This window comes from Hymenobacter gummosus (assembly GCF_003970915.1).
Classification (GTDB): domain Bacteria; phylum Bacteroidota; class Bacteroidia; order Cytophagales; family Hymenobacteraceae; genus Solirubrum; species Solirubrum gummosum.
Genome location: NZ_RXOF01000002.1, coordinates 469,278 through 495,130 on the forward strand (window position 1 = coordinate 469,278; position 25,853 = coordinate 495,130).

A 25,853-nucleotide genomic window follows, 5' to 3' on the forward strand; every position below is an offset into this window, starting at 1 on the left:
ACGGGGTAGCTGGTAGCTGAACAAACCCGATCAACTACGAAAAAGCCCCGCTGAGTGTTCAGCGGGGCTTTTTCGTGGAAAGGACGTAATATAATTCAGGTTTACACCGTTGGACCCGTATGACGGCTGTTTCGGTGAAATGTTACTTGATAGGCGCCGCCGCTTGGTGCCTTTGTGCGGTATCCGGCCACGCCCAAACCCAGGTGCCCGCGCCCGACAAGCGCAACCTCCTGTCGTTGGTAGCCGGACCAACAGTGTTCCGGGTGCAGCCCGGCGAACAATTCTTCCTGCCGAATGACCGCCCCAGGTTCAACGCCGTGGGCGGCGTACAGTACACGCGCTGGCTGGACCGTTTGAGTTTGTTTGGGCTCCGCCTCGGAGCCGAGTCCACCTGGCGGGAAGGCCGATTCAGCTTCAATGGGCAGCCGCAGTACCGCCGGGAGCGTTTCCTGCTGGCGCCGGCCGAGCTGGTGGTCCGCTACCCGCCGCGCCGGGAAGAGCAGCAGTGGCGGGTGCTGGCGTTTATCGGCGGGTACTATTCGCTGTTGCAGCAGCGTACAACATACGTGCAAACCACTGCCGGGACAGATGAGCAGAAGCAGACCTGGATATACGGCATGGCTGGGACTTCCGCTGGTTTAGGTTTGGTACGGCAGGGAGCAAATGCCGAGCACCATTTTGGAATCCGGGTCTTGACAGATGGCGGCAGCTTTAAAAATCGGAAAAGCACCGACCCAGCCGTCCGCTACGAAAGCCTGAACCTGTACTACAACCTCGTTAACATACGCTGGTAACACAGAAAAGCCCCGCTGAGCAGTCAGCGGGGCTTTTGGTTTGATTAGAAACCGGAATTACTCCGCCTTCTTGCTTTTACGCTTGGGCTTGTCTTCCGTGGCGGCCTCGGGGCTGCCGGCGGCGTCGTCCGCCTCGGCCGTCTGGGGCGGAACGGCCCCACCGGTGCTCAGCTCGTCGGTCGAGGCAGCTTCTTCTACGGCGGCTTCCTGGTAGGGCAGGCGGCTGCTCACGGCCGAGTACCACGATACCAGTTTCTTGATATCGGAGAGGTACACGCGCTGCCGGTCGTAGTCGGGAATGATTTCCCCGATAAATGCAGTCAGCGCCGTATTCTCCGATTTGTTGGTGACGGGCAGCTGCTGACCGTACTTCTGGTGAATGCGGTCGAACACCTCCGTCAGCGGCACCGTCTGGTCCGGGTCTTCGGTGTAGATGCTGATTTCGTGCAGCAGCGAAACTTTGTTGCTGGCCGAAGCTACCGAGCGGCGGGCCTGTGCATCCAGGGTTTCCACCAGCACGCCGTTGTTGGCGGGGCGCACCAGGCGGTACAGGCCGGGCATGCCGCTGATGGCGGCAATTTCCCTCAGGTCGTAAGGCATAGGAACGGGAAAAGGGGTAAGAAAAAAAGGGGTTGGGAAAGGCTATTCAGCCGTGTTCGGACCGGCCGCGCCCAACTTGAAGCTGATGGGCAGGCTGGTCAGAATGGGGTAGTCGGGCTTCTTGAACTTGAGCAGCTTGGTCACGCGCAGGGCTTCTTCGCCGGTGCCGCCGCCCACCTGCTTCACCAGCTTCACCCCACTCATGGTACCGTCGGGGTTCAAGGTAAAGCTCACGATGCAGGTGCCCTGAATACGGTTGCGCTTGGCCAGCATCGGGTACTTCAGCTCCTTGTAAATGAAGTCGTACATGGCCTCCTGCCCGCCCTCGTAGTACTCGGCTACGGGGATGGACTTCGGGGCCGCGGTGGCAATCTTGGTCACCGGGTCGACGGCCGGGGCTACTTCGGGGGCCGGAGCGGCTTCGCCTTCGGTTTTGGTTTTCACTTTCACTTTTTGCTGGGCCAGGGCCGGCAGGGCCGCCAGCGCCGTCAGGGCGAATACCAGCGTGAAGGTGGTCTTTTTCATGGGGTGATTCAGGAGAGGTGAGGAGGAGAAGAAAGACAAATCAATGACGGGCCGCGCCAGGGCAATTACGCTGCCAATCTACGCATTCTGGGCAGCATCGCCCAGTTGCTGGTTCACCTCCTCGATAAAGCCCAGCACCTCGTCGCGCCCGTCGCGGGCCACGGCCGAGGTCACGAAATAGCGCGGCAACTCCTCCCAGGTTTCGCTCATCTTGGCCAGGAAAGTCTGCACGTTCTGCTCGGTGCGGCCCCCCGACTGCTTGTCCGTTTTGGTAAACACCAGCACGAAGGGCACGCCCATCTCGCCCAGCATGGTGATGAACTCCAGATCGACGGCCTGGGGCGGCAGCCGCGAGTCGATGAGCACAAATACGCAGCTTAAATTCTCGCGCTTGGATAAATAGGCGCGGATCATTTTTCCCCATTTTGCCCGCGACTCTTTGCTGACGCGCGCATATCCGTAGCCCGGCAAATCGACCAAATACCATTGCTCATTTATCAGGAAATGATTGATGAGCTGGGTTTTACCCGGCAGGGAGGAGGTTTTGGCCAGCCCGTTGCGGGCGGTCAGCATATTTATCAGGGAGGATTTCCCCACGTTGGAGCGCCCAATGAAGGCGTATTCGGGCAGCGTGGGGGCCGGGCACTTCGCCACCTCGGTGTTGCTGGTCAGAAAACGAGCGTCACGAATTTGCATAATCGGAGAGGGCTGAAATGGGGAATTGCCGCCGCAAAAGTACGGCCGGCGCGGCTATTGATTTGGAGTCCTATTTTTTCTGGGTTCGTATTAAATTTTTTTACCGCAGGCTTGCCATTATTATTGCGCTTCTATATTTGTGCGGCTCCTAGTGGGTATTTCTATGATTTTGCAGCCGGCAAAACGATTGGAAAGCCCGGCCGCCCACCGTCAAAAGATAGGATACGGCGAAGGTCGTATTATAAAATTTTTATCTTTGCCCGAGGTAAACCCGTTTTCCGGCGTTTCTGCGGGGTTTGACGGCCAACTGAATCGTTGCGTTCAGATTGCCGGAGCCCGCAAAATTCCCGGCGGCGAACTAACCTTGAGGCGGGTTTTGAGTATATAGGGACGCTTTTGCTGCCCCTGACCCCATTTTTGGGGCCGATACGCAAGACACCACCAACCCTTCTCTGCAACTCCTTATTCCAAACTCCCCTTCCAATGGACAACTTCGTCAGAAGGTTACTACAGGCCTCGGTTGCCATGGCACTGACTGCCGCGGTGGCTCAGCCTGCCGCGGCCCAGAACACCCGAAAGCAATTGAAGACCGCCAACAAGTTCTTCGACCAGGAGAACTACCGGGCTGCCATTCCATTCTACGAGCAAGTACTGGCCAAAGACCCGAACAACGCCCTGGCCTTGTTCCGCGCCGGCATTTCGTACATGTCCTTTGACAAGGAAAAAGCCAGCGACTACATCTACAAGGCCCAGAAGCTCAAGCCGAAGGTCTCGAAAGACGTGGAGTACTGGCTCGGCCGCGTCGACCACCTGAACTACAACTTCGACGAGGCCATTACGCACTTCCAGGCGTACAATGCCACGCTGAAGAAGAAGGATACCCGCAAGGCCCAGCTGGCCCAGCTGATTCAGCACGCCAAAAACGCGAAGATTCAGTTCAACTCGCCTAAGGACATCTTCGTGAAGAACCTCGGGCCGACCATCAACACCTCGTTCTCGGAGCACAGCCCGGTAATCTCGGCTGACGACAAGCTGCTGCTGTTCACCACGCGCTCCGAAAACGTGACCGGTGCCAACGCCGACGGCGACAAGGCCAAGAAAGGCCAGGGCAACGTAGCTACCGACGGCGAATACTTCGAGGACATCTTCGAAGCCAAGCGCATCGACGAGGACGAGTGGGAAAAGCCCCGCTCCCTGTCGGGCGCCCTGAACGGTAAAGGCCACGACGCCTCCATCCAGGTGTTCGACAACGACACCAAAATGCTGATGTACCGCCAGGACGAGGGCGGTGACATTTTCTACTCCGAGCGCAACGGCACGGACTGGACCGAGCCCAAGAAGCTGAACGGCAACATCAACTCGAAAGCCTTTGAGTCGGACGCTTTCATCACGCCGGACGGCCTGACCATCTACTTCTCCACGAGCAAGTACTCGGAGGACAACACGCTGGACATCTACTTCGCTACCCGCCAGCCGGGCGGCGACTGGGGCCCGGCCAAGAGCATCGGCAGCCAGATCAACACCAAGTTCGACGACGACAGCCCCTACCTGAGCCGCGACGGGAAGACCCTGTACTTCTCCTCGCGTGGCCACAACACCATGGGCGGCTACGACATCTTCAAGTCGACCTGGGATGAGGCGGCCCGCACCTGGGGCCGGCCGGAGAACATGGGCTACCCCGTGAACACCCCGGACGACGACACCTACTACCGCCTCTCGCCCGACGGCTCGTACGCCTACCTGTCGTCGTACCGCATCGGCGGCTACGGTGAGAAGGACATCTACACCATCAACTACATCAAGAACGTCAACGTCAAGGGCAAGGTCTTCTCGACCCAGGGCGACAGCACGACGGTAATTCCGGGGGTAGAGCTGGTGTTCAACGGGCAGACGGCTTCGAAAGAAGTTATCAGCTTCCGCGACGTGACCAAGCCCGACTCGGGCAACTACCAGGTGACCGTGCTTTCGGGCCGCTCGTACCAGGTAGCCCTGTCGAAGGACGGGAAGAACATTGCCACGGAAGAGTTTGCCGTGCCGGTGGTAACAAACGATTCGACCACCATCACCAAGAACTTCTACATCCCGTACGTGGACACGGCTGGCTTTGCTGGTCCGGGCCTGAAGCCGATTTACTTCGACACGGACAAGTACACGCTGCGTCCGGAGTCGGTGAAGCAGCTGAACAACGTGGCTTCGGTGATGAAGGCCAACCCCGGTCTGAACATCTCCATCGAGGGTCACTGCGACTCGCGCAACACCGACGAGTACAACATGGTACTCGGCCAGAACCGCGCCAATGCCGCCTTCAACTTCTTGAAGCGGAACGGCATCGGCGAGACGCGCATGGTAACAGTGAGCTACGGCGAGCGTCGCCCGGCGGCCCCGAACGATTCGCCGGAGAACATGCAGCTGAACCGTCGTGCTGAGTTCAAGCCCATCCTGAAGGAAGGCCAGAGCATGAAGGACGTAATGACGGCTCCGGCCGGTGGCGCGGGCACTACGCCCTCGTCGTCGACCACCACGACCGGCACTACGACCACGGGTACTTCGGGCCGCACCACGGCCCCGCTGCAGCCCGGCAAGACCAAGGTGAAAGCCGCCGACGGCACCAAGGTGAAAACCAAGGTGGACGAGGACAGCGACAAAGTGAAGGTGAAAACCAAAGGCGCCGACGACTCCAAAACCAAGACCACGACGAAAGAAGGGGAACTGGATGGCAAGGCTAAGGACGCCGCTGGCGACAAAACCAAGGTGAAAACCAAGGTGGACTAAGGCCGCACAGGCCCCGCCACAAACGGGTCGGACCACGGGTCCGGCCCGTTTTTTTTTAACATTATGCGGGGCGGGCCGTTCTATTTGGGCAATTTGCGGCCCGTTCGGCCGTTAAGACCGCACCTTTCCTCATGACCGTAGTACCCTACAAAGACGACCCCACCGGCAAGAAGTCGCAGGTAGCGCAGATGTTCAACAGCATCGCGGGCAAGTACGACTTCCTGAACCACTTCCTGAGCGCCGGCACCGATATCTACTGGCGGCGCAAGGCCGTGGGTGAGCTGAAGCAGCTGCGTCCGGCCCGCATCCTGGACATTGCCACCGGCACCGGCGACTTTGCCTTCGAAACGCTGAAGCTGGGCGAGCAGGCCCACGTGACGGGCGTCGACATCTCGGAGGGCATGCTGGAAGTGGGGCGGCGCAAGGTGCGCGACCGGGGCCTGGGCCACCGGGTGGAGCTGCAGCTTGGCGACTCGGAAAACCTACCCTTCGAGGATAACTCCTTCGACGCGGTGACGGCCTCATTCGGGGTGCGTAACTTCGAGAACCTGAAGCAGGGCCTGGCCGAAATGCACCGGGTGCTGCGCCCGGGCGGCAAGGTGGTCATTCTGGAGTTTTCGAAGCCCCGGACGTTTCCCTTCAAGCAGGCCTACAATTTCTACTTCCGGCACATTCTGCCGGTGTTCGGCAAACTGATTTCCAAGGACCGCGCGGCCTACACGTACCTACCCGAGTCGGTGCAGGCCTTCCCCGACGGTCCGGATTTTCTGACCATTCTGCAGCAGGTCGGATTTACTTCTCCCCAATGGCAACCGCTTACCTTCGGCATCAGCTCCATCTACACCGCCACCAAATGAGGCTGCGCCTGCTCGGGCTGCTGCTCCTGGCGCTGCCCACGGCCGCGCTGGCCCAGAAAAAAAGCTATACCAGCGCCAAGCGCGGCAAAAACGGGGACGTGAAGTCCGTGACGGTAAACAACCTGCCGAACTACGACGAGCGGTGGTTTCGGCCGGGCTTCTACGTCGGGCTGAACACCACGCGCTACCGCCTGGAACACTCGCAGGCCTACGTGGACCGGCTGCGCAACGGGCAGGGCATAGCGGCCAACGCCAAGATTTCGCCGGGCTTCGCGGTGGGCTTCGTGGGCGACGTGCGCCTGGCCGACCACTGGAACCTGCGCTTCACCCCGGGCGTGTCGTTTTTGTCGCGGCAGGTGGAGTTTAAGAAGGTCGGCAACGTGACGGAGGACGTGATGGACCAGGAAATCGGCTCGACCCAGCTGGACATGCCCTTGCTGCTCAAGTTTAAGTCGCAGCGGCGGCGCAACACGCGCATGTACATGGTGGGCGGCATCAAGCCGAGCTTCAACGTGGGCAAGCGCAAGCAGGACCCGGAGCGCAACCTGCTGCAGGTCGGCGACTCGGACTTCGCCATCGAGTACGGGGTGGGGCTGGACCTGTTCTACCCCTTCTTCAAGTTTGCCCCCGAGCTGCGCTTTTCCCACGGCCTGACCAACCTCTCGCAGTCGGCCCCGGACATTTACTCCCAGAGCTTCCAGCGCATCCGCACCAGCACGGTGACGCTGTACCTGACGTTTGAATAATCTTGATTGTCAAATGGCTTGATGGCTAAATGGTTGGTCGTTCTGCTTTTCTGAATGGCTAAATGGTTGGATGGTTAAATGGCTGGCCGTTCTGACGACTCGTTGAACGGCCAGCCATTTAACCATCCAACCATTTAGCCATCTAACCATTTCCCACATGAAAACTGCCCTTATTACCGGCGCCTCGTCGGGCATTGGCCGGGCTACGGCCGTGGCGCTGGCGCGGGCCGGCTTCCGGCTGGTGCTGACCGGCCGCCGCCGGGAGCGGCTGCAGGAGCTGGCCGCGGCGCTGGCCCCCGCGCCGGTGCACCTGCTCGTCTTCGACGTGCGCGACCGGGAAGCCGCGGTGGCGGCCGTGCTGAGCCTGCCCGCAGAATTCCGCGAAATCGACGTGCTCGTTAACAACGCCGGCAATGCCCACGGCCTGGCCCCGATTCAGGACGGTGACCCGCAGGACTGGGATTTGATGCTCGACAGCAACGTGCGCGGGCTGCTGAACGTGACCCACGCGGTGCTGCCCGTGATGCGGGAGCGGCGCAGCGGCTTTATCGTCAACATCGGCTCCATTGCCGGGCATGAGGCCTACGCCAACGGCAACGTGTACTGCGCCTCCAAGGCCGCGGTGGCTTCGCTCAGCAAGGGCATGCGGCTGGACCTGATTAGCCTAGGCATTCGGGTGGCGGAGGTGAATCCTGGCGCGGTGGAAACCGAGTTTTCGCAGGTGCGCTTCAAGGGCGACGAGGAGCGGGCCGCTAAGGTCTACCAGGGCTTCGAACCGCTCAGGCCGGAGGACGTGGCCGAGGTCATCGAGTTCATCGTGACGCGCCCGCCGCACGTGACGATTTCGGAGGTTACCGTTCTGGCCGGGGCGCAGGCGGCGGCTACGACCATCGTGCGGCAGCCGGGGTAGTCCCGGCCGGCCACGTCGTAGCGCGAAGCTGTGCTTCGCGTATTCTGAACGACTCGTTGAACAACGCCTTGTAGTTTCGTTCTGAGACAATCGTTCTGAATACGCGAAGCAGAGCTTCGCGCTACGATGCTGATACGACGCTAAGCAACGCAAACGGCCCGCCAGAAAGCGGGCCGTTTGCGTTGGTCACTGCTCAATCTGGGCTTGTTGCTGAGCCAGCTGGAGCAGCAGGGGCGGCTTCAGCTCGTGCTGGCCTTCAAACCAGCGTATATCGGGCCGGGCACCGTGCTGGCGCAGCAGCTCCAGCTGGGCGTTGACGCGGGCTTCGGGCAGGTAGCTGTCGGCGTCGCCGCAGATGACGGTGAGGCGGGGCAGGCGGGTGAGCAGGGCCGAGGCGGCCGCGGGGTCGACGTCTTCGGGGAAGGTACCGGCCCAGAGGACCAGGTGGGCCGGCGTGAAGCTGCCGCGCAGCAGCCAGCGGCTGAGGGTGGTAGCGCCCTGCGAGAAGCCCAGGACGACCACCTGCACGTCGGGCGGGCACTGGGGCAGGAGCCGGGTCAGCAGCACGTCGAGGTAGGCGGAGAAGTCCTCGATTTCGGTGAGGCGGTCCTCGCTGGTCATCCAGGTGGCGCCTACGCGGCCGCCGTTGCCCTGCAGGTAGAACCGGGACAGGCCCTCGGGCGCCACCACCACCGTACCGGGCACCTGCTCGGCGGCCAGGCGGAAGTGGCGGATAAAGTAGCTGGCCAGCTGCCCGTAGCCGTGGCAGACCAGCCAGAGCTGCCGGGCGGTGGCCAGTTCGCCAAGCTGGGCGTAGCGGGCGGTGCGGGGCACCTGCAGGCGGTGTTCGTGAACGTCCATGAGCGGAGCGGCGGAGGTAAGCGCAGCCATAACCGCGGCCCGCCCGGTTGGTTAGCCGCGGGCCGGCAGCACGTCCGACATAAACTGGAAGGGCAGCAAATCGGCCAGGCTGCGGAAGCGCCAGATGGTACCGTTGGGGCCGGGCAGCAGCAGCGGAATGGGCGTGGCCTGGCGGCTTTCGGCTTCCACCATCACCTGGCGGCAGGCCCCGCACGACGTGACGGCCACAAACTCGCCGCCCTGGGGCCGGGCGGCCACGGCCATGAGCTTAACGGCGCGGGCGGGCTGCTGGCCGTTGAGGCCGAAGAGCACGGTGCGCTCGGCGCAGAGGCCGGAGGGGTAGGCGGCGTTTTCCTGGTTGGTGTTCCACGCAATGCTGTCGTCGTCGAGCAGCAGGGCGGCGCCAACGTGGAAGTGGGAGTAGGGCGCGTAGGCGTAATCTGTAGCGGCCTGGGCGGCCTGCCAGACGCGGGCTTCGTCGGCCGAGAGTTCCGCCGGCGTCAGCACGTCGGCGGTAATGGTCAGGTTGAGGGTTTGGGCCATCAGCGGGCTCAAAAACGGCGGGAAAAGAAGGGAATGCAGCCACCTGACGGCGGCCCCCGTTGGGCCACGGGGGACGAAAATAGTACATTTCGGGCAGGAATCAGTTGGCAGTTGCCAGTTGTCGGTTGTCCGTCATTGAGAAATCGGCAGCCACAGCGCCTGCCAGCTGACAACTCCCTACTGCCAACCCCATTCCCACGCATGACCCGCATTCTTCTGCTCGGCGCCGGCCGCTCGGCTTCGTCCCTGATTCAGTACCTGCTCCGCCACCTCGCCGCCGAAGACTGGCAGCTCACCATTGCCGATGTAAACCCAGCGCCGCTGCAGGCCGCGCTGGCCGCCTACGCCGCGCGGGCCCGGGCCGTGGCGTTTGAAATCAACCAGACCGAGCGCCTGCACGAGCTGGTAGAGGCCCACGACCTGGTCATTTCCATGCTGCCGGCGCTGTTTCACCCGCTGGTGGCCCAGGCCTGCCTGCAGCACGGGCGCCACCTGGCCACGGCTTCGTACGCGACGGAGGAAATCCGCGGCTTCGACGCCCAGGCCCGGGCGCAGGGGCTGACCTTTCTGATGGAATGCGGGCTGGACCCGGGGCTGGACCACATGTCGGCCCTGCCGGTGATTGAGGAAATCCGGGCCCAGGGCGGGCGGCTGACCTCGTTTAAGTCGTACTGCGGGGGGCTGATGGCGCCCGACTCGGAGGGCGGCAACCCCTGGCGCTACAAGTTTACCTGGAACCCGCGCAACGTGGTGGTGGCCGGGCAGGGCACGGCCCGCTACATCGAGGGCGGCCACCCGCGCTTTATTCCGTACCAGCAGCTGTTTCGGCGCACGGAGCAGCTGGCGGTGCCCGGCTACGGCGAGTTTGAGGGCTATGCCAACCGCGACTCGCTGAGCTACCGCCCCCTCTACGGCCTCGACGATATTCCGACCATGCTGCGCGGCACCCTGCGCCGCCCCGGCTACTGCGCCGCCTGGGCCGCCCTGGTGAGCCTGGGCCTGACGGACGACTCCTACCACCTCGGCAACGCCGCCGAGCTGCCCTGGGCCGAGCTTATCGAGTCCTTCCTGCCACCCGCCGCGCCGGGCCGGGCGCTGCCCGCGCGCGTAGCCGCTTACCTCGGCCTCGACCCGGCCGGCGAGGAAATGCAGCGCCTGGCCTGGGCCGGCCTGTTCGGCGCCGAGCCCGTGGGCCTGCCCGACGCCACGCCCGCCCAGCTGCTGGAAAAGCTGCTGACGGCCAAGTGGCAGCTGCAGCCCCAGGACCACGACATGATTGTGATGCAGCACCTGTTTGAGTTCGAGCCCGCCGACGGTGGCCCGCTGCAGCAGCGCACCTCGTCCCTGGTGGTTATCGGCGACGACGCGGTGCACACGGCCATGGCCAAGACCGTGGGCCTGCCGCTGGGCATGGCCGTGCGCCGGCTGGCCCGGGGCGAGGTGGCCCACCGCGGCGTGGTAGTGCCCCTGCACGCCGACTTGTACCAGCCCATCCTGCAGGAGCTGGCCGCCGACTACGACATTCATTTTGTGGAGACGGAGCACGCGCTGGCCTAGCCCGGCCGCGTTATCGGGCCGATGAAAAACTACCTGCTCCTGCGGCTGCGCACCCAGGCCCGGCAGTGGGCCGAGCTGGGCTGGTGGCGGGCCCTGCTGCTGCTCTTTATCGGGGCCGGGGCCGGCGCGCAACTGCTGCGGCTGCTGGCCGCTCACCCCGCCGCGCAGTGGGTCCTGCCGCCGCTGGTGCTGCTGGCGGTGGCCGGCGCCCACCGGCAGCGCACCGACCTGCAGTTTCTGCAGCTGACGGCCCCGCAGTACCGCCGCTGGCTGCTGGGCGAGTACGCCCTGCTGGGTTTGCTGGCGGCGGCCTGGCTGCTGCCCTTCGGCTACTGGTCCGGCGCCGGGCTGAGGGTGCTGCTGCCCCCGCTGGCCGCCTGGCTGCCGCCCGCCGCGGAGCGCATCGCCCGGCAGCACCGCAGCCTGGTGCGGGCCGAGGCGTTTGAATGGGTGAGCGGACTGCGGCGGCGCCTGGGCTGGCTGCTGTGGCTGGCTTTGCTGGCGGGGGCCGCGGCGCTGCGCCAGCACACCGCCGCGCCGGCCGGGGCCCTGGCTGCCTGGCTACTGGTAGTCGTGAGCTTTTACGACACGCCCGAGCCGCTGCCCATGCTGCTCACCGGCGCCCGCAGCCCCGCGCACTGGCTGCGCGCCCGCGTAGGCTGGGCCGCCGTCTACTTTACGCTGACGGCCGCGCCCTTGCTGGCTTTGCTGGTGCTGAGTCCGGCCGGCTGGGCCGGGGCGGCGCTGCTGCTGGGCTGGAGCCTGACGGTGCTGACGATGGTCGTCCTGGCCAAATACACCTTCTACCCGCACCTGACCATCCTGCGCTACGCCCAGGCCGGCGTGGTGGCCCTGGGCCTGCTCATCCTGGCCGATTCGGTGTACGTGGCGCTGCTGGCGGCCGTGCTGGTGGGCCTGCTCTGGCGCAGCCGCTACCGCCTCAAAACCTACCGCTATGATTAGCATCACCGACCTGCACTACCGCTACGGCCGCCACGCGGTGCTGCGCGGCGTGAACCTCGCGCTGCGGCCCGGCACCATTCACGGGCTGGTGGGGGCCAACGGCGCCGGCAAAACCACCCTGCTCAACTGCCTCTACGGTCTGCTCTCCGACTACCAGGGGCAGGTGCGCCAGTCCGAAGGGCGGCCCATCCGGGAGTGCGCCGGCTTGCTGCCCTACGAGCCGTATTTCTACCCCCGCCTCACCGGCCGCGAGTACGTCACGTTCTGCCTGCAGGCCCGAGGCCAGCCCGTGCGCGGCCTGGAGGAGTGGAACGAGCTGCTGGAGCTGCCCCTCGACCAGTACGCCGAAACCTACTCGGCCGGCATGAAGAAGAAGCTGGCCCTGCTGCCGCTGCTGGTGCAGCCCTTCCGCTACCTCATCCTCGATGAGCCCTTCAACGGCCTCGACCTCGGCGCCTACCTGCTGCTGATGGAAATGCTGCGCCGCCTGCGCCGGCAGGGCACCGGCCTGCTGCTGACCTCGCACCTGCTGGGTTCCCTCACCGAGCTCTGCGACGAAATAACCGTGCTGGCCGACGGCCGGGTGCTGCGCCACTACGGCCAAGCGGAGTTTGGCGCCCTGAGCACCGACCTGCTCGACAACCTGCACCAGCACAAGCTGCAGCGGCTCGGGCAGCTGCTGCCGGAATAGCCGACGCCACCGCCGCTGGCAGTCATTGCGAGCGAGGCGCGGCAATCTTTCCTCCCGCGGCACGACGGTACCACCGGCACCAGCCCAAACGACTCCGCCCGAAACCGCAGATACTGATTTTGGGCAGCTCCGTTTTCGCTCTGGTGGCTTGGTGGTTTCTATTCTACCAGTTAGGCCGTCGTGCTACTAGGGGAAGGATTGGCTACGCCTTCCTGCGGTTGCTTCGCGTTGCTCGCAATGACAGCCGAGTGAGTCGTCAGAACGCCAGGTAAAAATCCCGCAGCAGCTGCCGAAACGCGGCCGAATACGCCTCGTCGGCGTCGTGAATAAACAGCTCCGCGCTCTGCACCATTTGCGGCCCGAAGCCGAAGCTGCTGATGTGGCGCAGCGGCTTGCTGCCGAGCCGGTGGTGCACTATCAGTTGCTGCCTCAGCCCAAGGCCCGCTTGTAATGCCTCCCGCTCAAACTCCCGCATTTCGGGCGGGGGCAGCAGCACGGTGAGCCGGCCGGTGGGGGAGAGGTGCGCGGCGGCAAAGGTGGCCAGCTCCGCGAAGCTCAGCGTATCGGCGCCGGCGTGGCGGGCGGCGGTGCGCTGGGCGTCGGGGGAGCGGAGGGAGCGGCGGAAAAAGGGCGGGTTGCTCAGAATGTGGTCGAAGCGGCCGGGCGCGGTAGCGGCGTAGGCAGTCAGGCTCCGGGCGTGCACTTGAATCCGGTCGGCCCAGGGCGAGGCGGCCACGTTGCGGGCTGCTTGCGCCGCCGCGGCGGCATCGATTTCCACCGCTTCGATGCGGGCCGCGGGGTTGCGCTGGGCGGCCATCAGGGCCAGCAGGCCGGTGCCGGTGCCCACATCCAGAATCCGCTGCGCGCCCTCCACGGCCGCCACGGCGCCCAGCACGCAGGCGTCGGTGCTGACTTTCATGGCGCACTGAGCCTGCCCGATGCGAAAGTGCTTGAACTGGAAAAAGTCGTTGGGCACGGCCGAAGTGGGGAAGAAGTGAGGAAGGCTATGCGGGGAAAAAGCCGCCGCGCGTTGGGGCTCGGGCGCTACGGGCGGGGTTGGTCTTCGGGAGCAGCCGGCAGCCGGGCGCGCAGCCACCGGTTCAGGGGCTGCTCCACGCCGCGGTACAGGCCCACCGCGGCCGCCCACAGCAGCAGTACCGTGGCCGGGTAGCCCAGCGCGGTGTGGGCATCGAGGCGGCGGCCCAGCCACACCTGAAGCGGACCCTGGTGCAGCAAATAAAACGCGTACGAGCTGGCTCCCAGCAGTTGCAGCGGGCGGCTAGCCAGCAGCCGCGCCACCGTCGTGCGCTCGGTTATCAGCCCGTAGAGCAGCGTCGCCACGGCCAGCGGCAGTAGCAGGTGGTTAACGACCAGGCCGGCCGGGTGGTGCAAGGCCGGACGCGGGTCGGGCAGGGCCGTAATGCCCACCAAGGCGGCCACCGCCAGCGCCAGGGCGGCCAGGCCCAGGTAGGTGTACAGCGGGTGCGGGCGGACCCCGGGCCGGGGCGGTAAATGCAAGGCCAGCCCGGCGCCCACCAAAAATTCCACGCTTCGCCCGAAGAACGTGTAGACCAGCACAAAATTCGGATTTTGCAGCACCGGCAGCTCCAGCCGCCGGGCCAGCAGCGCCAGCCCCAACCCCACCACTAGCAGCCCAAGGGCGCTGCCCACTGCCAGCCAGGGCCGCCGCGCCGGGAAGCTGCGCTGCTGCACCCACAGGTAGGCCAACGCAAACAAGTAAAAGCATTCCTCCACCGTCAGGGACCAGCCCTGCGCAATGCCGGTGAAGGCAAACTCGGCGCTGAACCCCCGCAGCAAGGTGAGGTTCAGCCCGGCTTCGAGCAGCCGGTACCGCGCCGAGCCGCCGGGCGAATCGGGGAACAGCAGGGCCACGACGGTGAGCAGCAGGTACAGCGGGTAGATGCGGGCCAGCCGCCGCCCCAGGTACTGAACCAGAAAGGCCCGGCGCCAACGAATGCGGCCGGCGTAGCGGTGGGCAATGAGAAAGCCGCTGAGCGTGAAAAAAATGCTCACGCCTACGTGCAGCTCATCAAATACGGGCCACAGGCCGGGCAGCAACACCCCGAGTCGGCTGGGGCTGAAATGGTGCAGCCACACCAGCAGGGCCGCCACGGCGCGCAGGCCCGTCAGCGGGCGGAAGTAGGTGGATGACACGGGCGAATAGAGTCACAAAGAGTGGACATAGCTAGCCAGCCTGCAGCCCAGCGCAGGGCGGGCCATCAGTTCCGCTTCGCCTCAATCAGCTCGTAGCCCTCGTCGACCAGCAGGCGGCCCTGGGTGGCGCTGCCCACGGCCAGCCGGTCGCACCGCTCGTTTTCGGCGTGGCCGTTGTGGCCGCGCACCCAGCGGAACGTCACCTTGCGCTGGCGGTACACTTTCAGGAAGCGGCGCCAGAGGTCCTCGTTGGCCTTTTTGCCGAAGTCGGGCTTCTTTTCCCAGCCGAACACCCACTTCTTCTCCACCGCGTCGACCACGTACTTGGAGTCCGTCACCACCAGAATGGGCAGTTCGGGGCGGGTAATGGCTTCCAGGCCCACGATGACGGCCAGTAGCTCCATGCGGTTGTTGGTGGTCAGGCGGAAGCCCTGGGTCAGTTCCTTCTCGTGCGGCCCAAAGCGCAGGATGGCGCCGTAGCCGCCAGGGCCGGGGTTGCCCCGCGAGGAGCCGTCGGTGTATAAATGGATCATGGGGTCTTGGGGGCTTGGGGTCTTGGCCTGTTCAGCAATGCGCGTGAATGTGGACTGGCGTGCTCAAGACTGGCTACTGGAACGTCAACCAAGCCCCTAAGCACCCAGGCTCCCAAGACCCTAAATCAAAAATTCTGTTTGAACAGCTTGATGGCAATGGCCAGCAGGATGACGCCGAACACGCGGCGCAGGATGTCTTCGCCGGCTTTGCCCAGCTTCCGCTCAATCCAGTGGCTGCTTTTGAGCACCAGGTACACGAACACCAGGTTGGCCACGATGCCCACCAGCACGTTGGGCAAGGAGTACAGGGCCCGCAGCGACAGCAGCGTGGTCATGGTGCCGGCGCCCACGATGAGCGGAAAGGCCAGCGGCACGATGGAGCCGGTGCCGCCGGTGGTGGGGTTGTGGCGGAAAATCTGCACGCCCAGCACCATTTCCAGCGCGATGAAGAAGATGATGAGCGAGCCAGCCAGGGCAAACGAGGCCAAATCGACGCTGAACAGGGCCAGAATGCTCTGACCCAGAAACAGGAACACCACCATAATCAGCCCCGCCACCAAGGTGGCCACCTCGGAGTTGATGCGGCCCTCGCGCTGGCGGATCTGGATGATGATGGGAATGGAGCCCAGAATGTCGATGATGGCAAACAGGGTCAGCGTCACCGACGAAATCTGCTTCAGCGAAAACAGGGTGGAGAGGTCAGGCATGGGCGTAAAACGGCAGCCCGTCATGCAGAGGCGCAGCCGAAGCATCTCGCGTGCTGACGTCAGGTAGTAGCTACTTTGTTTGGGCGGCAAAGGTACTACCTGGCATCAGCACGCGAGATGCCTCGACAAGCTCGGCATGACGTTCCTTTGCCGGTGGGTGGCGCTACCCCGCCGCCAGCAGCTGCAGCAGCTGGTCGTAGGCCACGTCGGGCAGGGCGGGGAAGTTGGCAATGCGGAAGGTGGTCTTGCTCCAGTTGCCGTAGCCGCTGCCAAGGGCCAGGCCAGCAGCGGCGGCGCGCTTCTTCGTCTCGTCGATGAGGGCCGCCGGGGCCTGCACCGCAATGACGGTGGTGGAGCGCGTCTCGGGGTTTTGCACCAGGGGCTGAAACTGCGGGTGCTCCTCCAGAAACTGGTACAGGCGCTGGGCCCGCTCGCGCAGGTGCTGGTCGATGGCCTTGATGGGGGCGCGGTCGAGCAGCACGCGGCAGAGCAGGTAGATGGCCAGCACGTTGGGCGTGTGGGTGGTTTGGAAGTTGAGCATCTTCTCGTACATGCTCACCAGCGAGTTGTAGTGGCCTTTCTCCCCGATTTCGCGGGCGCGGGCAATGGCGCGGGGCGAGCAGATGAGCAGCCCGAGGCCGGCCGGCATGCCGAAGCACTTCTGCACCGAGCCGTACCAGATATCGGCCTTGATGTGCTTGAGCTGAATGCCCGCCAAGGACGACGTCACGTCGACGGCCAGCAGGGCGCCGGTTTGCTGGCAGCGGTTGTAGAGGTTGAGCACGGCCCCGTCGCGCAGCTGGGTGGCGGTGCTCGTCTCGTTCTGGGTGATGCACACCAGATCGGCGTCGGCCGGAATCAGGCTGGGGTCGGGCACTTCCTCCAGGCCGAACTGGTGGCCGGTGCTGGCCGGGTGAATGGCCTTGGCGTAGTCAAACCACTTCTCGCCGAAGCTCCCGTTGTAGAGGTGGAAGCTGCGCTGCTTCGTCAGGCTCTGGGCCAGAATTTCCCAGCACTCGGTGGCCGAGGAGGTGAAGAACACGAAGTAGTCCTGCGGGATGTTGAGCTTGGTTTTCAGCTCGGCAATGGTCTGGCGCACCAGGGCCGTAAACCGCTCCCCGCGGTGCGGGGCCGAGAGCCAGCCCTCGTCGAAAGCGGCGCCGAGGTATTGCTTGATGGCAGGATAAACCTGCGAAGGACCAACGTTGAAGGTATACATAGGTGCGAAAAGGCTAGGAGAGGAGCGGCAAAGGTAGACCGCAGATGGGCACGGATGAACGAACGGATAGAACGGATTCGTGCGGGCGTGGCGGCTGCACTGGTAGTCATTGCGAGCAAGGCGAAGCAACCGCAGGAAGGCGTAGCCAATCCTTCCTCCCGTAGCACCAACGCTCCCGCTGGCAGCAACCGAAAACGGCTCCGCCCGAAACATTAGTCACTCGGTTTCGGGTGCGGCTGCCTTGTTCTGGTGATTTTCCGGCTGCTGCCAGTTGCACCGTCGGGCCACGAGAGGCAGGATTGGCCACGCCTTCCTGCGGTTGCTTCGCCTTGCTCGCAATGACTACCAGTGCAGCCGCCCGCGCCGCTCAGCTGCCCGAGCGGAAGCCCACCCGCCGGGGGCGCTGGTTCTGGAAGTACTGCAGGGCGAGGCGGTAGCTTTCCAGCTTGAAGCCGCTGATGCAGCCCACGCAGTGCCGCCCGATGAGGCTGCGCTGGCGAAACTCCTCGCGGGCGGCCAGGTTCGAGAGGTGCACCTCCACCACGGGCGTATTGATACCGGCAATGGCGTCGGCCAGGGCCACCGAGGTGTGGGTATAGCCGCCCGCGTTCAGCACAATACCGTGGTAGGCGAAGCCCACCTCGTGCAGCTTGTCGATGAGCTGGCCTTCGTGGTTGCTCTGGAAATGCTCGATGGCGAAGTCCGGGAAGGCTTCCTGCAGCTCGGGCAGGTAGTCCTCGAAGGAGCGGGTGCCGTAGATGCCCGGCTCGCGGCGGCCGAGCAGGTTGAGGTTCGGGCCGTTGATGATCAGGATTTGCATGGGGCGAAGATGCGGCATGTCGCCCAAAGATGTGGTTGGGCCGCACCGCATCCTGCCCTATCTTCGGGGCCATGAACCTGCCCGCCGCGCCCACCCGCCGTACCCTCATCCTGCCCCTGCTGGCCCTTGCCCTGCTCTCCGGCGGCTGCAAAGACGTCGCCGACGCCATCAAGCCCAAGCTGCCCGACGAAACCCAGGAGGGCAAGGGCACCTTCGGCTGCCTGGTCGACGACAAGCTGTGGCTGCCCTACGCCGAGCACACGCTCGACAGCGAAGTAGAAGCCAGCTACGCCGGGGGAGTATTCTCGCTCCGGGCCGAACAGGAAAATGCAAGCAAGCCCGTGCAGTATTTTTACCTGCGCGCGGCAGGCCCCCCCGGCGGTGGCGCCCTTACGCCGGGTACCTACGCGGTGGGCCCAGGCTTCGTCGGCTGGATAGAGGTGCAGGAAACCGGGCGGCCCCAGGCATACCGCAGCCGGCGCGGGCAAGGCACGCTGACCATCACCAAGGTTGAGCCGCGCACCAATACGTCCACCGTCCTGGGCCAGCAGATTACCACGCGCTTCACCATCGTGTCGGGTACCTTCCACTTCACGGCTACCGATTCGATTTCCGGCAAAACCGTGACCGTGAAAGACGGGCGCTTCGACGTGCAGGCGTTTTAGCGGGGCGGCCGCGCCGGAGCGTGCTATCTTTGCCCGCTATGGCGCTTACCTGGAATCTTGCCCTGAAGCAGTTTGAAGGCTACCTGCGGCTGGAAAAGTCGTTGTCGGACCATTCCATTGAGGCCTACGTGCGCGACGTGGACAAGCTGCGCCAGTACCTCGACCTCAGCAAGCTGCCCGCCCGCCCCGACCAGGTGACGGCGCGCATCATCCGCGACTTTCTGGCCTGGCTGGGCGAGCTGGAGCTGACGGCCAACTCCCAGGCGCGGACCTTGTCGGGCCTGCGGGCCTTCTACAAGTTTCTGCTCATCGAAGACCTGGCCCAGCAGGACCCCACCGACACGGTGGAGTCGCCGAAGCTGGGGCGCAAGCTGCCCGATACGCTCAGCTACGCCGAAATCGAGCAGCTGCTCTCGGCCATCGACCTGAGCACCAACGAGGGCACCCGCAACCGGGCCATGCTGGAGGTGCTTTACTCCTCGGGCCTGCGCGTGTCGGAGCTGGTGGGCCTGCGCCTGTCGAATCTGTACGTCGACCAGGGCTTTGTGCGGGTGATGGGCAAGGGAAGCAAGGAGCGGCTGGTGCCCATCGGCCGCGACGCGCTCAAGCACGTGGGCCTGTACCTGGAAGGCGTGCGCTGCCACCTCGACGTGCAGCGCGGCTCCGAAGACATCATCTTCCTGAACCGCCGCGGCGGCGCCCTCTCGCGGGTGATGGTGTTCAACATCATCAAGGACACTGCCCTCAAGGCCGGCATCGACAAGGTCATCAGTCCGCACACCTTCCGCCACTCCTTCGCCACCCACCTCATCGAAGGCGGGGCCGATTTGCGCGCCGTGCAGGAAATGCTCGGCCACGAGAGCATCACCACCACCGAAATCTACACCCACCTCGACCGCGACTACCTGCGGCAGGTTATCACGGCCTTTCACCCGCGCAGCTAGCCGAATTGAGCTGTTCCGCTGTTGTTCGGCTGCTTGTCAATCAGCGTTCGGCCTGACTCTGGCTGCGCAGCCACTGCCGGGCCATCGTCAGGTCGTCGAAGATTTGCAGCTCGAACTGCTCGCCGAAGGGGCGACGGGCGGCCACGTCGGCGGTGCTGGCCAGCAGGTGCGGCGGCGTGACGTGGGCCACGTAGCGCAGGCCTCGTTCGGCGGCCACGGGCGCCCAGATGTGCTCCAGCCAGGCCGTCGAGCTAAACCACGGCCCGGAAAGCTGGCTGTTGTCGTTGAGCAGGCAGGGCGAGGGAAAATGCCGCAGCGACGATAAATACGCTTCCGCGCCCCGCTCGGCGTCGCGCGTGGGCACAAAACCGGCCCAGTTGGCCTGCAGCCAGCGGTTGGCGGGGTCGAACTGGATGGAGCAGTACACCTGCTCGTCTTGGTTGTACAGGTCTTGGAGGCGCATGGGGGTAAGGATCAGGCAAGAAAGTAAGACGGCGGCGGCAACCTGGTAATGTAAGCGCACGGCGCGTGAAAAGGTTGGCGCCGGCTGCGACCTTTGCGGCGCATGAGTGCCCCTTCGTTCCCGCCTTTTTCCCGCCGTCCGCTGCTCTGGGCGCTGCTGGCCCTGCTGCTGCTGTGGCTGCCCATCCTGCTGCGCGGCCCCGATTCCTACGTCATTCTCGACGACAACCTCGACGCCGAGGTGAGCGTGCCGGTGCTGCTGCACCGCTTCGGCGTGGCGCTGGATTACCGCCTCGAAACCACGATTCCGGCCATTATGAACGGGTTGCCGCGCTCGGCCCAGCGCCCGGGCCTGAACGCGACGGTGGGTTTGTTTGACCTGCTGCCCCCGCTGGCGGCTTACTGGACCAACGATTTGCTCGTACGCCTGGCCGCCTTGCTGGGCCTGTACCTGCTGCTGCGCCGCTACGGCCTCGGCCGGCCCGCAGACCGGGCGCTGGCCGCCGGCGTGGCCCTGGCCTGGGCGGTGCTGCCGGCCCACAGCATGTATGGCCTCTCGGCCCTGGGCCTGCCCTGGCCGGTGCTGGCCGTGCTGAACCTGCGCGCCGGCCGTGGTCGGTGGTGGGACTGGCTGACGCTGCTGCTGTTTCCGCTCTGGTCCATGCTGGTGCTGGCGGGCTTTTTTCTGCTGGCGGCCCTGGGGCTGCTTTTGCTGCTCGACGGGCTGCGCCGCCGGCGCGTGGCCTGGGCGGCCTGGGGTGGGGTAGGAGTGCTGGCCCTGGGCTACCTGGTGGTGGAGTGGCCGCTCATCAGCAGCACCCTGCTGCGGCCGCAGTTTGTGCCGCACCGGGTAGAGTTCCGCCTGGCCGAGCTGACGCCCAAGGGCCTGAAAGCGGGCCTGCTCAGCGCCTGGCAGTACTTCGTGTGGGGCCAGTACCACGCCAGCCGCTTTTTCCGGGGCCTCATCCTGCTCACGCTGGTCGTGGCCGCGGGGTGGCGCTGGCGCCGGGGCGAAACCGACAAACGCTGGGAAGCCCGCGTGCTACGGGCCTTGCTGGGGCTGGGGCTGCTGGCTGTGTTCTGCGGCTTCTACCCCCAGCTGATGGGCCCGGTGCAGCGTCTGGCGCCCTCGCTCGGCGCCTTCAACCTCAGCCGCTTCCACTTCCTGACGCCCCTGCTCTGGTTTGGCCTCTGGGTGCTGGCCCTGCGTGAGCTGCCCGCGGGCCCGCTGCGCACCGGCCTGGTGGCGCTGCAGCTGCTGCTCGGTCTGGCGCTAAACCCCGAGTGGAGCCAGAACCTGCGCCGCTGGGCCGGCCGCCCCGCCGCGCACGAGCCCAGCTGGCAGCAGTTTCTGGCCCCCGAGCTGCTCACGCGGGTGCGCCACACGCTGGAGCAGCGCAGCGGCCAGCCCGCCGCGCAGTGGCGCGTGGCCTGCCTGGGCCTGCCGCCGGCCGTGGCCCAGCTCAGCGGCTTCTACACCCTCGACTCCTACCAGAGCACCTACCCGCTGAGCTACAAGCACCAGTTTCGCCCGCTCATTGCCGGGGAACTGGCCAAGAGCCCCGAGCTGCAGCGCTACTTCGACGACTGGGGCAGCCGCTGCTACCTGTTCTCGGCCGAGCTGGGCCGCAACTTCCGCGTAGCCCGTACCGACAGCCTCGTGGTGCAGCACTGGCGCTTCGACGCGGCGGCCTTCCGGCGGCTGGGCGGGCGCTACGTGTTGTCGGCGGCGCGGCTGGCGCGGCCGGCCGAGGCGGGGCTGCGGCCGGTGGGCTACTGCACCGAGCCCGCGGCGTACTGGGGTTTGTATATTTATGAACTGATTGACTGAGCGAATAGCTGAACGATTGAGTAATGAGCAGGCAAGACCAGGCGCCATCCCAGCGTTGATGACGTGGGCGGTGCGGCCGGTGGGCTAAGAATTTTAGCCGCACAACTGCCTGACTCCTCGGCTGAAATCACTCATTCACTCACTCGCTCATTCACTCATTGCCCTCCAACCCCGTAATTTCGGCCCTTTAGTGCGTCTGAATGGCAAAGAATACCTACAAACCCGCCAGCGGCTCGGCCCCCCGTGCCACGAACGAACCCCGCCCGGCGCGCAACCAACCGAAGGCTGAGGCCGCCCCGGCGCCCGCGCCCGTGCGGGAGCCGCGCCGCCCCGCTGCGCCCGTCGCGCCCAAAACCCCGCGCAAGCCCCTGAAGCTGCCGAGCTTCGGCGGGGCGCTGAATTTTCTGCAGGACCGCCGCTTCCAGCTGTTTGCCGGCTTTTTCTTCCTGATTTTCTCGCTTTTCCTCACCATTGCCTTCTTTTCCTACCTCTTCACCGGCCACGCCGACCAGAGCGTGGTGGAGGGCATGGAGCAGACTTCGGTGAAGGAAGCCGGGCAGGAATCGAGCAACTGGCTGGGGCTGATGGGGGCCTGGCTTTCCCATAAGCTCATTCAGCAGGGCTTCGGCATTGCCGCCTTCGCCCTGATTCCGGTGGCCTTCGCGGCCGGCTACAAAATCGTGTTCCGCCGCCAGGAAGTCTCGCTGAGCTTTGTCTCGGCCGTGAGTTTGTTTGCCATGCTCTGGCTGAGCATGCTGCTGGGCTACCTGGTGCTGAGCCTGCAGACGCCCGGCGCCGACCCGCGCACCGCCCACAGCCTCGACTTCCTCTCCGGCCGCGTGGGCTACGAGGCCGCGCTGTGGCTCGATAGCCTCATCGGCTGGGGCACGGTGCTGCTGCTGGCCTTCCTGCTGATTTCCTTCGTGGTAGGCTTCTTCAACGTGACCACCCTGAACCTGCCCCGCCGCGGGGCCGGCCTGGAGGACGAAGAGGACGAGCTGGCGCCCGCCGTGGCCCCGCAGCCCGGCGTGAACCGCCCGGCCCGGCCCGCCACGGCCGCCGCTGCTAGCGACGAGGACGACGAAGAGGAGCCCGAAAACGACTTGGGTTTTACCGTGCGCAACATCGGTCCGGTGGCCGAAGTAGCCAAGCCGGCCGCTGCGGCCCCCGCCGAAACCCGGCCCGCCGCCCGGCCCGAGCCGGCCGCGCGCCCCAGCCTGGCGCTGACGGTGGAAGGAGAGGACGACGACACGCCGCCCTGGGAAGTCAGCCCGGCCGCGTCGGGCACTTCCGCGGCCACGGCGGCGGCTTCGCTGGCCGCCGGTGGCCTCAGCACGGCCGCCAGCGCCGCCGCGGCGCCGGCCGTAGCCGCCGCTACCACCGCCGTTGCGGCGCTCAGTTCCGGTCCCAGCTTTTCCATCGAAGCCCCCGCGGCCGAGCCGGTGGTAGCGCCCACGCCCCCGCGCGTGCCTGCTGCGCCTACCGTGCCCACGCCATTGTCCCTGGCCGATTTGGCCGACGACAACGCCCCGCTGCCGCTGCCCACCACGCCGGCTACCAAGGGCCCGTCGTTCCAGGTGGAAGTGGCGCCCGAGCCCGAGCTGCACATCGAAAAGACCCCGCCGGGTGAGCTGGACCCCTCGGCCGGCGCCGATATGGCCGTCATTGCCGAGGAGGACGAGGACGCCGAGCAGATGCCCAACGTGAACTACGACCCCACGCTGGACCTCTCGCGCTACCAGTTTCCCACCCTGGAGCTGCTCAACGACTACGGCGCGCCCAAGGCGCAGGTGAGCAAGGAGGAGCTGGAGGCCAACAAGGACCGCATCGTGGAGACGCTGGGCCACTACGGCATCAACATCGCCTCCATCAAAGCCACCATCGGCCCCACGGTCACGCTCTACGAAATCGTGCCCGATGCCGGGGTACGCATTTCACGCATCAAGAGCCTGGAAGACGACATTGCCCTGAGCCTCGCGGCCCTCGGCATCCGCATCATCGCCCCGATTCCGGGCAAGGGCACCATCGGTATCGAGGTGCCGAACACGAAGAAGGAAATGGTGTCGATTCGCTCGGTGTTCGGCACCGAGAAATTCGCCCACACCGAAATGGATTTGCCCATTGCCTTCGGCCGCACCATCACCAACGAGGTGTTCGTGGTCGACCTAGCGAAGATGCCGCACTTGCTCATGGCGGGTGCTACCGGCCAGGGTAAGTCGGTGGGTTTGAACGTGATTCTGGCCTCCCTGCTCTACAAGCGCCACCCCGCCCACCTGAAGTTTGTGCTGGTCGACCCGAAGAAGGTGGAACTGAGCATCTTCAACAAAATCGAGCGGCACTTCCTGGCCAAGCTGCCCGACACCGAGGAGCCCATCATCACCGACACCAAGAAGGTGGTGCACACGCTCAACTCGCTGTGCATGGAAATGGACCGCCGCTACGACCTGCTCAAGGACGCCGGCTGCCGCAACCTCAAGGAGTACAACCGCAAGTTCATCGAGCGGCGCCTGAACCCCAAGAAGGGCCACCGCTTCATGCCCTTCATCGTGCTGGTCATCGACGAGCTGGCCGACCTGATGATGACCGCCGGCAAGGAGGTGGAAACGCCCATTGCGCGCCTCGCCCAGCTGGCCCGCGCCATCGGCATTCACCTCATCGTGGCCACCCAGCGCCCTTCGGTGAACGTGATTACCGGCATCATCAAGGCCAACTTCCCTTGCCGCATTAGCTTCAAGGTGACCAGCAAAATCGACTCGCGCACCATCCTCGACGCCGGCGGCGCCGACCAGCTGGTGGGCCAGGGCGACATGCTGATTTCGCAGGGCTCCGACATCATCCGGGTGCAGTGCGCCTTCATCGACACGCCGGAGGTGGACCGCCTCTGCGACTTTGTGGGCGAGCAGCAGGGCTACCCCGACGCCTACCTGCTGCCCGAGGTAGCCGGCGCCGACGGCGACTCCGGCGGCGGCGACTCCGACTTTGACCCCTCGGACCGCGACTCCATGTTCGAGGAAGCCGCCCGCGTTATCGTGCTGCACCAGCAGGGCAGCACTTCGCTGATTCAGCGCAAGCTCAAGCTGGGCTACAACCGCGCCGGCCGCCTCATCGACCAGCTGGAGCACGCCGGCATCGTGGGGCCCTTCGAGGGCAGCAAGGCCCGGGAGGTACTTATTCCGGACGAATACGCTTTGGAACAGTTGTTGAACACGCTCCCCAAGTAAGCCGCCTGCGGCCTCTGAAACGACAAAATGAAGTTTTCGGGAGCGTTTTTAAACAAACCCGCGTTTTGTACGTCTCATAGGCGCAGTTCATTTCCGAACTCCTTATTTCTCCCATGAAAAAATTCATTGCCCTGCTGGCCCTGGCCGCCTCGTTCGTTCAGCCGGCCGCCGCGCAGCAGGACCCCAAAGCCGGCAAGATTCTGGATCAGATGAGCGCCAAGTATCAGGCCATGAAGGCGTTCAAGGCCTCGTTCACCCAGACGCTGGAAAACCAGACGGCCAAGGTGAAGGAAAACATGAGCGGCGACATCCTGGTGAGCGGGACCAAGTTCCGCCTCAAGCTCAACGGGCAGGAAGTCATCAACGACGGCAAGGTGATGTACGCCTACGACAAGTCGACCAACGAGGTGAACGTGCAGGACGCCGACCAGGACGACCAGGAAATCAACCCCTCGCAGATTTATTCGCTCTACAAGAAGGGCTATAAGTACACCTACGCCGGCACTACCAAGGAAGCTGGCGTGACCTGCGACGTGATTGAACTCACGCCCGAGGACCACAACAACCAGGTGTACAAAGTGCGCCTGAACGTAAGCCAGGCCGATAAATCGGTGAAAAGCTGGAAGATGTTCAAGAAGAACGGCAACCGCTACACCTTCGCCATCAAGAAGTTTGAGCCCAACGTGCCGGTAGACGCTACCACCTTCACCTTCGACAAGGCCAAGTACAAGGGCGTGAAGGTTATTGACCTGCGCTAAGCT

Annotated in this window: 25 protein-coding genes; 13 read left to right on the top strand and 12 right to left on the bottom strand. The window is 64.7% G+C overall.

Going from position 1 to position 25,853, the window contains the following annotated elements:
• The first annotated feature begins 119 nt into the window (after positions 1-119).
• A complete protein-coding gene (locus tag EJV47_RS05390; protein WP_126692104.1) occupies positions 120-794 on the top strand; it encodes a hypothetical protein in 675 nt (224 codons plus the stop codon).
• Positions 795-851: 57 nt separating this feature from the next.
• Here the strand turns inward: EJV47_RS05390 and EJV47_RS05395 are convergent, their stop codons facing one another.
• From EJV47_RS05395 to yihA, 3 genes are all read right to left on the bottom strand, one after another.
• A complete protein-coding gene (locus EJV47_RS05395; RefSeq protein ID WP_126692105.1) occupies positions 852-1,394 on the bottom strand; it encodes a DUF5606 family protein in 543 nt (180 codons plus the stop codon).
• Between the two features lie 42 nt (positions 1,395-1,436).
• Positions 1,437-1,919 carry an energy transducer TonB gene (locus EJV47_RS05400; protein WP_126692106.1) on the bottom strand — a complete coding sequence of 161 codons (483 nt, stop codon included), beginning with the start codon at positions 1,917-1,919 and terminating at the stop codon, positions 1,437-1,439.
• Positions 1,920-1,997: 78 nt separating this feature from the next.
• Positions 1,998-2,615 (bottom strand): ribosome biogenesis GTP-binding protein YihA/YsxC, encoded by a 618-nt coding sequence (gene yihA, locus EJV47_RS05405; protein ID WP_126692107.1) that lies wholly within the window; start codon positions 2,613-2,615, stop codon positions 1,998-2,000.
• Between the two features lie 525 nt (positions 2,616-3,140).
• Here yihA and EJV47_RS05410 point away from each other — a divergent pair.
• The 4 genes from EJV47_RS05410 to EJV47_RS05425 all read left to right on the top strand — a co-directional run bounded on the left by EJV47_RS05410 (position 3,141) and on the right by EJV47_RS05425 (position 7,900).
• Entirely contained in the window at positions 3,141-5,387 is a 2,247-nt protein-coding gene (locus EJV47_RS05410) for an OmpA family protein (protein ID WP_243651023.1), read from the top strand.
• A 131-nt stretch (positions 5,388-5,518) separates the two neighbouring features.
• Entirely contained in the window at positions 5,519-6,244 is a 726-nt protein-coding gene (gene ubiE, locus EJV47_RS05415) for a bifunctional demethylmenaquinone methyltransferase/2-methoxy-6-polyprenyl-1,4-benzoquinol methylase UbiE (protein ID WP_126692108.1), read from the top strand.
• Positions 6,241-6,990, top strand: coding sequence for a type IX secretion/gliding motility protein PorT/SprT (gene porT, locus EJV47_RS05420; protein WP_165903628.1), 750 nt, complete (start codon positions 6,241-6,243; stop codon positions 6,988-6,990). The genes ubiE and porT overlap by 4 nt, the downstream gene beginning before the upstream one ends.
• Before the next feature lie 157 nt (positions 6,991-7,147).
• Complete coding sequence (locus EJV47_RS05425; RefSeq protein ID WP_126692110.1) at positions 7,148-7,900, top strand: SDR family NAD(P)-dependent oxidoreductase; 753 nt, start codon at positions 7,148-7,150, stop codon at positions 7,898-7,900.
• Between the two features lie 186 nt (positions 7,901-8,086).
• Here the strand turns inward: EJV47_RS05425 and EJV47_RS05430 are convergent, their stop codons facing one another.
• Entirely contained in the window at positions 8,087-8,761 is a 675-nt protein-coding gene (locus tag EJV47_RS05430; RefSeq protein WP_126692111.1) for an alpha/beta hydrolase, read from the bottom strand.
• Between the two features lie 51 nt (positions 8,762-8,812).
• Positions 8,813-9,304, bottom strand: a complete 492-nt coding sequence (locus EJV47_RS05435) for a cytidine deaminase (RefSeq protein ID WP_126692112.1) — start codon at positions 9,302-9,304, stop codon at positions 8,813-8,815.
• 201 nt (positions 9,305-9,505) lie between these two features.
• On the opposite strand from EJV47_RS05435, the gene EJV47_RS05440 reads away from it, so the two are divergent.
• From EJV47_RS05440 to EJV47_RS05450, 3 genes are read left to right on the top strand one after another with little or no spacing between them, the layout of a single operon-like run.
• Positions 9,506-10,861, top strand: a complete 1,356-nt coding sequence (locus EJV47_RS05440; protein ID WP_126692113.1) for a saccharopine dehydrogenase family protein — start codon at positions 9,506-9,508, stop codon at positions 10,859-10,861.
• A gap of 21 nt (positions 10,862-10,882) precedes the next feature.
• A complete protein-coding gene (locus tag EJV47_RS05445; RefSeq protein WP_126692114.1) occupies positions 10,883-11,824 on the top strand; it encodes a hypothetical protein in 942 nt (313 codons plus the stop codon).
• A complete protein-coding gene (locus EJV47_RS05450; RefSeq protein ID WP_126692115.1) occupies positions 11,817-12,515 on the top strand; it encodes an ATP-binding cassette domain-containing protein in 699 nt (232 codons plus the stop codon). Before EJV47_RS05445 ends, EJV47_RS05450 begins: the two co-directional genes overlap by 8 nt.
• A 256-nt stretch (positions 12,516-12,771) precedes the next feature.
• On the opposite strand, the gene EJV47_RS05455 is transcribed toward EJV47_RS05450, so the two are convergent.
• From EJV47_RS05455 to aroQ, 6 genes are all read right to left on the bottom strand, one after another.
• Positions 12,772-13,491 (bottom strand): tRNA1(Val) (adenine(37)-N6)-methyltransferase, encoded by a 720-nt coding sequence (locus EJV47_RS05455; RefSeq protein ID WP_126692116.1) that lies wholly within the window; start codon positions 13,489-13,491, stop codon positions 12,772-12,774.
• 68 nt (positions 13,492-13,559) lie between these two features.
• Positions 13,560-14,690 (bottom strand): acyltransferase family protein, encoded by a 1,131-nt coding sequence (locus EJV47_RS05460; protein WP_126692117.1) that lies wholly within the window; start codon positions 14,688-14,690, stop codon positions 13,560-13,562.
• Between the two features lie 65 nt (positions 14,691-14,755).
• The gene (rnhA, locus tag EJV47_RS05465; protein ID WP_126692118.1) at positions 14,756-15,223 is read right to left on the bottom strand and encodes a ribonuclease HI; all 468 of its coding nucleotides are present in this window, start codon (positions 15,221-15,223) and stop codon (positions 14,756-14,758) included.
• 125 nt (positions 15,224-15,348) lie between these two features.
• On the bottom strand, positions 15,349-15,912 hold the full coding sequence (locus tag EJV47_RS05470) for a MarC family protein (RefSeq protein WP_126692264.1): 564 nt from the start codon (positions 15,910-15,912) through the stop codon (positions 15,349-15,351).
• A 181-nt stretch (positions 15,913-16,093) separates the two neighbouring features.
• Positions 16,094-17,149 carry an aminotransferase class V-fold PLP-dependent enzyme gene (locus EJV47_RS05475; RefSeq protein WP_126692119.1) on the bottom strand — a complete coding sequence of 352 codons (1,056 nt, stop codon included), beginning with the start codon at positions 17,147-17,149 and terminating at the stop codon, positions 16,094-16,096.
• A 367-nt stretch (positions 17,150-17,516) separates the two neighbouring features.
• Positions 17,517-17,969 carry a type II 3-dehydroquinate dehydratase gene (gene aroQ / locus EJV47_RS05480; RefSeq protein ID WP_126692120.1) on the bottom strand — a complete coding sequence of 151 codons (453 nt, stop codon included), beginning with the start codon at positions 17,967-17,969 and terminating at the stop codon, positions 17,517-17,519.
• A gap of 71 nt (positions 17,970-18,040) precedes the next feature.
• Between aroQ and EJV47_RS05485 the strand changes: the two genes are divergently transcribed.
• Together EJV47_RS05485 and xerD are read left to right on the top strand one after the other, a co-directional pair.
• Positions 18,041-18,634, top strand: a complete 594-nt coding sequence (locus tag EJV47_RS05485) for a Riean_0653 family protein (protein ID WP_126692121.1) — start codon at positions 18,041-18,043, stop codon at positions 18,632-18,634.
• Positions 18,635-18,672: 38 nt separating this feature from the next.
• A complete protein-coding gene (gene xerD, locus EJV47_RS05490; protein ID WP_126692122.1) occupies positions 18,673-19,578 on the top strand; it encodes a site-specific tyrosine recombinase XerD in 906 nt (301 codons plus the stop codon).
• A gap of 40 nt (positions 19,579-19,618) precedes the next feature.
• Here xerD and EJV47_RS05495 read toward each other — a convergent pair whose 3' ends face one another.
• On the bottom strand, positions 19,619-20,041 hold the full coding sequence (locus EJV47_RS05495) for an STAS/SEC14 domain-containing protein (protein ID WP_126692123.1): 423 nt from the start codon (positions 20,039-20,041) through the stop codon (positions 19,619-19,621).
• A 102-nt stretch (positions 20,042-20,143) separates the two neighbouring features.
• Between EJV47_RS05495 and EJV47_RS05500 the strand changes: the two genes are divergently transcribed.
• The 3 genes from EJV47_RS05500 to lolA1 all read left to right on the top strand — a co-directional run bounded on the left by EJV47_RS05500 (position 20,144) and on the right by lolA1 (position 25,850).
• Complete coding sequence (locus EJV47_RS05500; protein WP_126692124.1) at positions 20,144-21,871, top strand: DUF6044 family protein; 1,728 nt, start codon at positions 20,144-20,146, stop codon at positions 21,869-21,871.
• 200 nt (positions 21,872-22,071) lie between these two features.
• Positions 22,072-25,092 (top strand): FtsK/SpoIIIE family DNA translocase, encoded by a 3,021-nt coding sequence (locus EJV47_RS05505; protein ID WP_126692125.1) that lies wholly within the window; start codon positions 22,072-22,074, stop codon positions 25,090-25,092.
• A 113-nt stretch (positions 25,093-25,205) separates the two neighbouring features.
• Complete coding sequence (lolA1, locus tag EJV47_RS05510) at positions 25,206-25,850, top strand: outer membrane lipoprotein periplasmic chaperone LolA1 (RefSeq protein ID WP_126692126.1); 645 nt, start codon at positions 25,206-25,208, stop codon at positions 25,848-25,850.
• Positions 25,851-25,853: the final 3 nt, after the last annotated feature.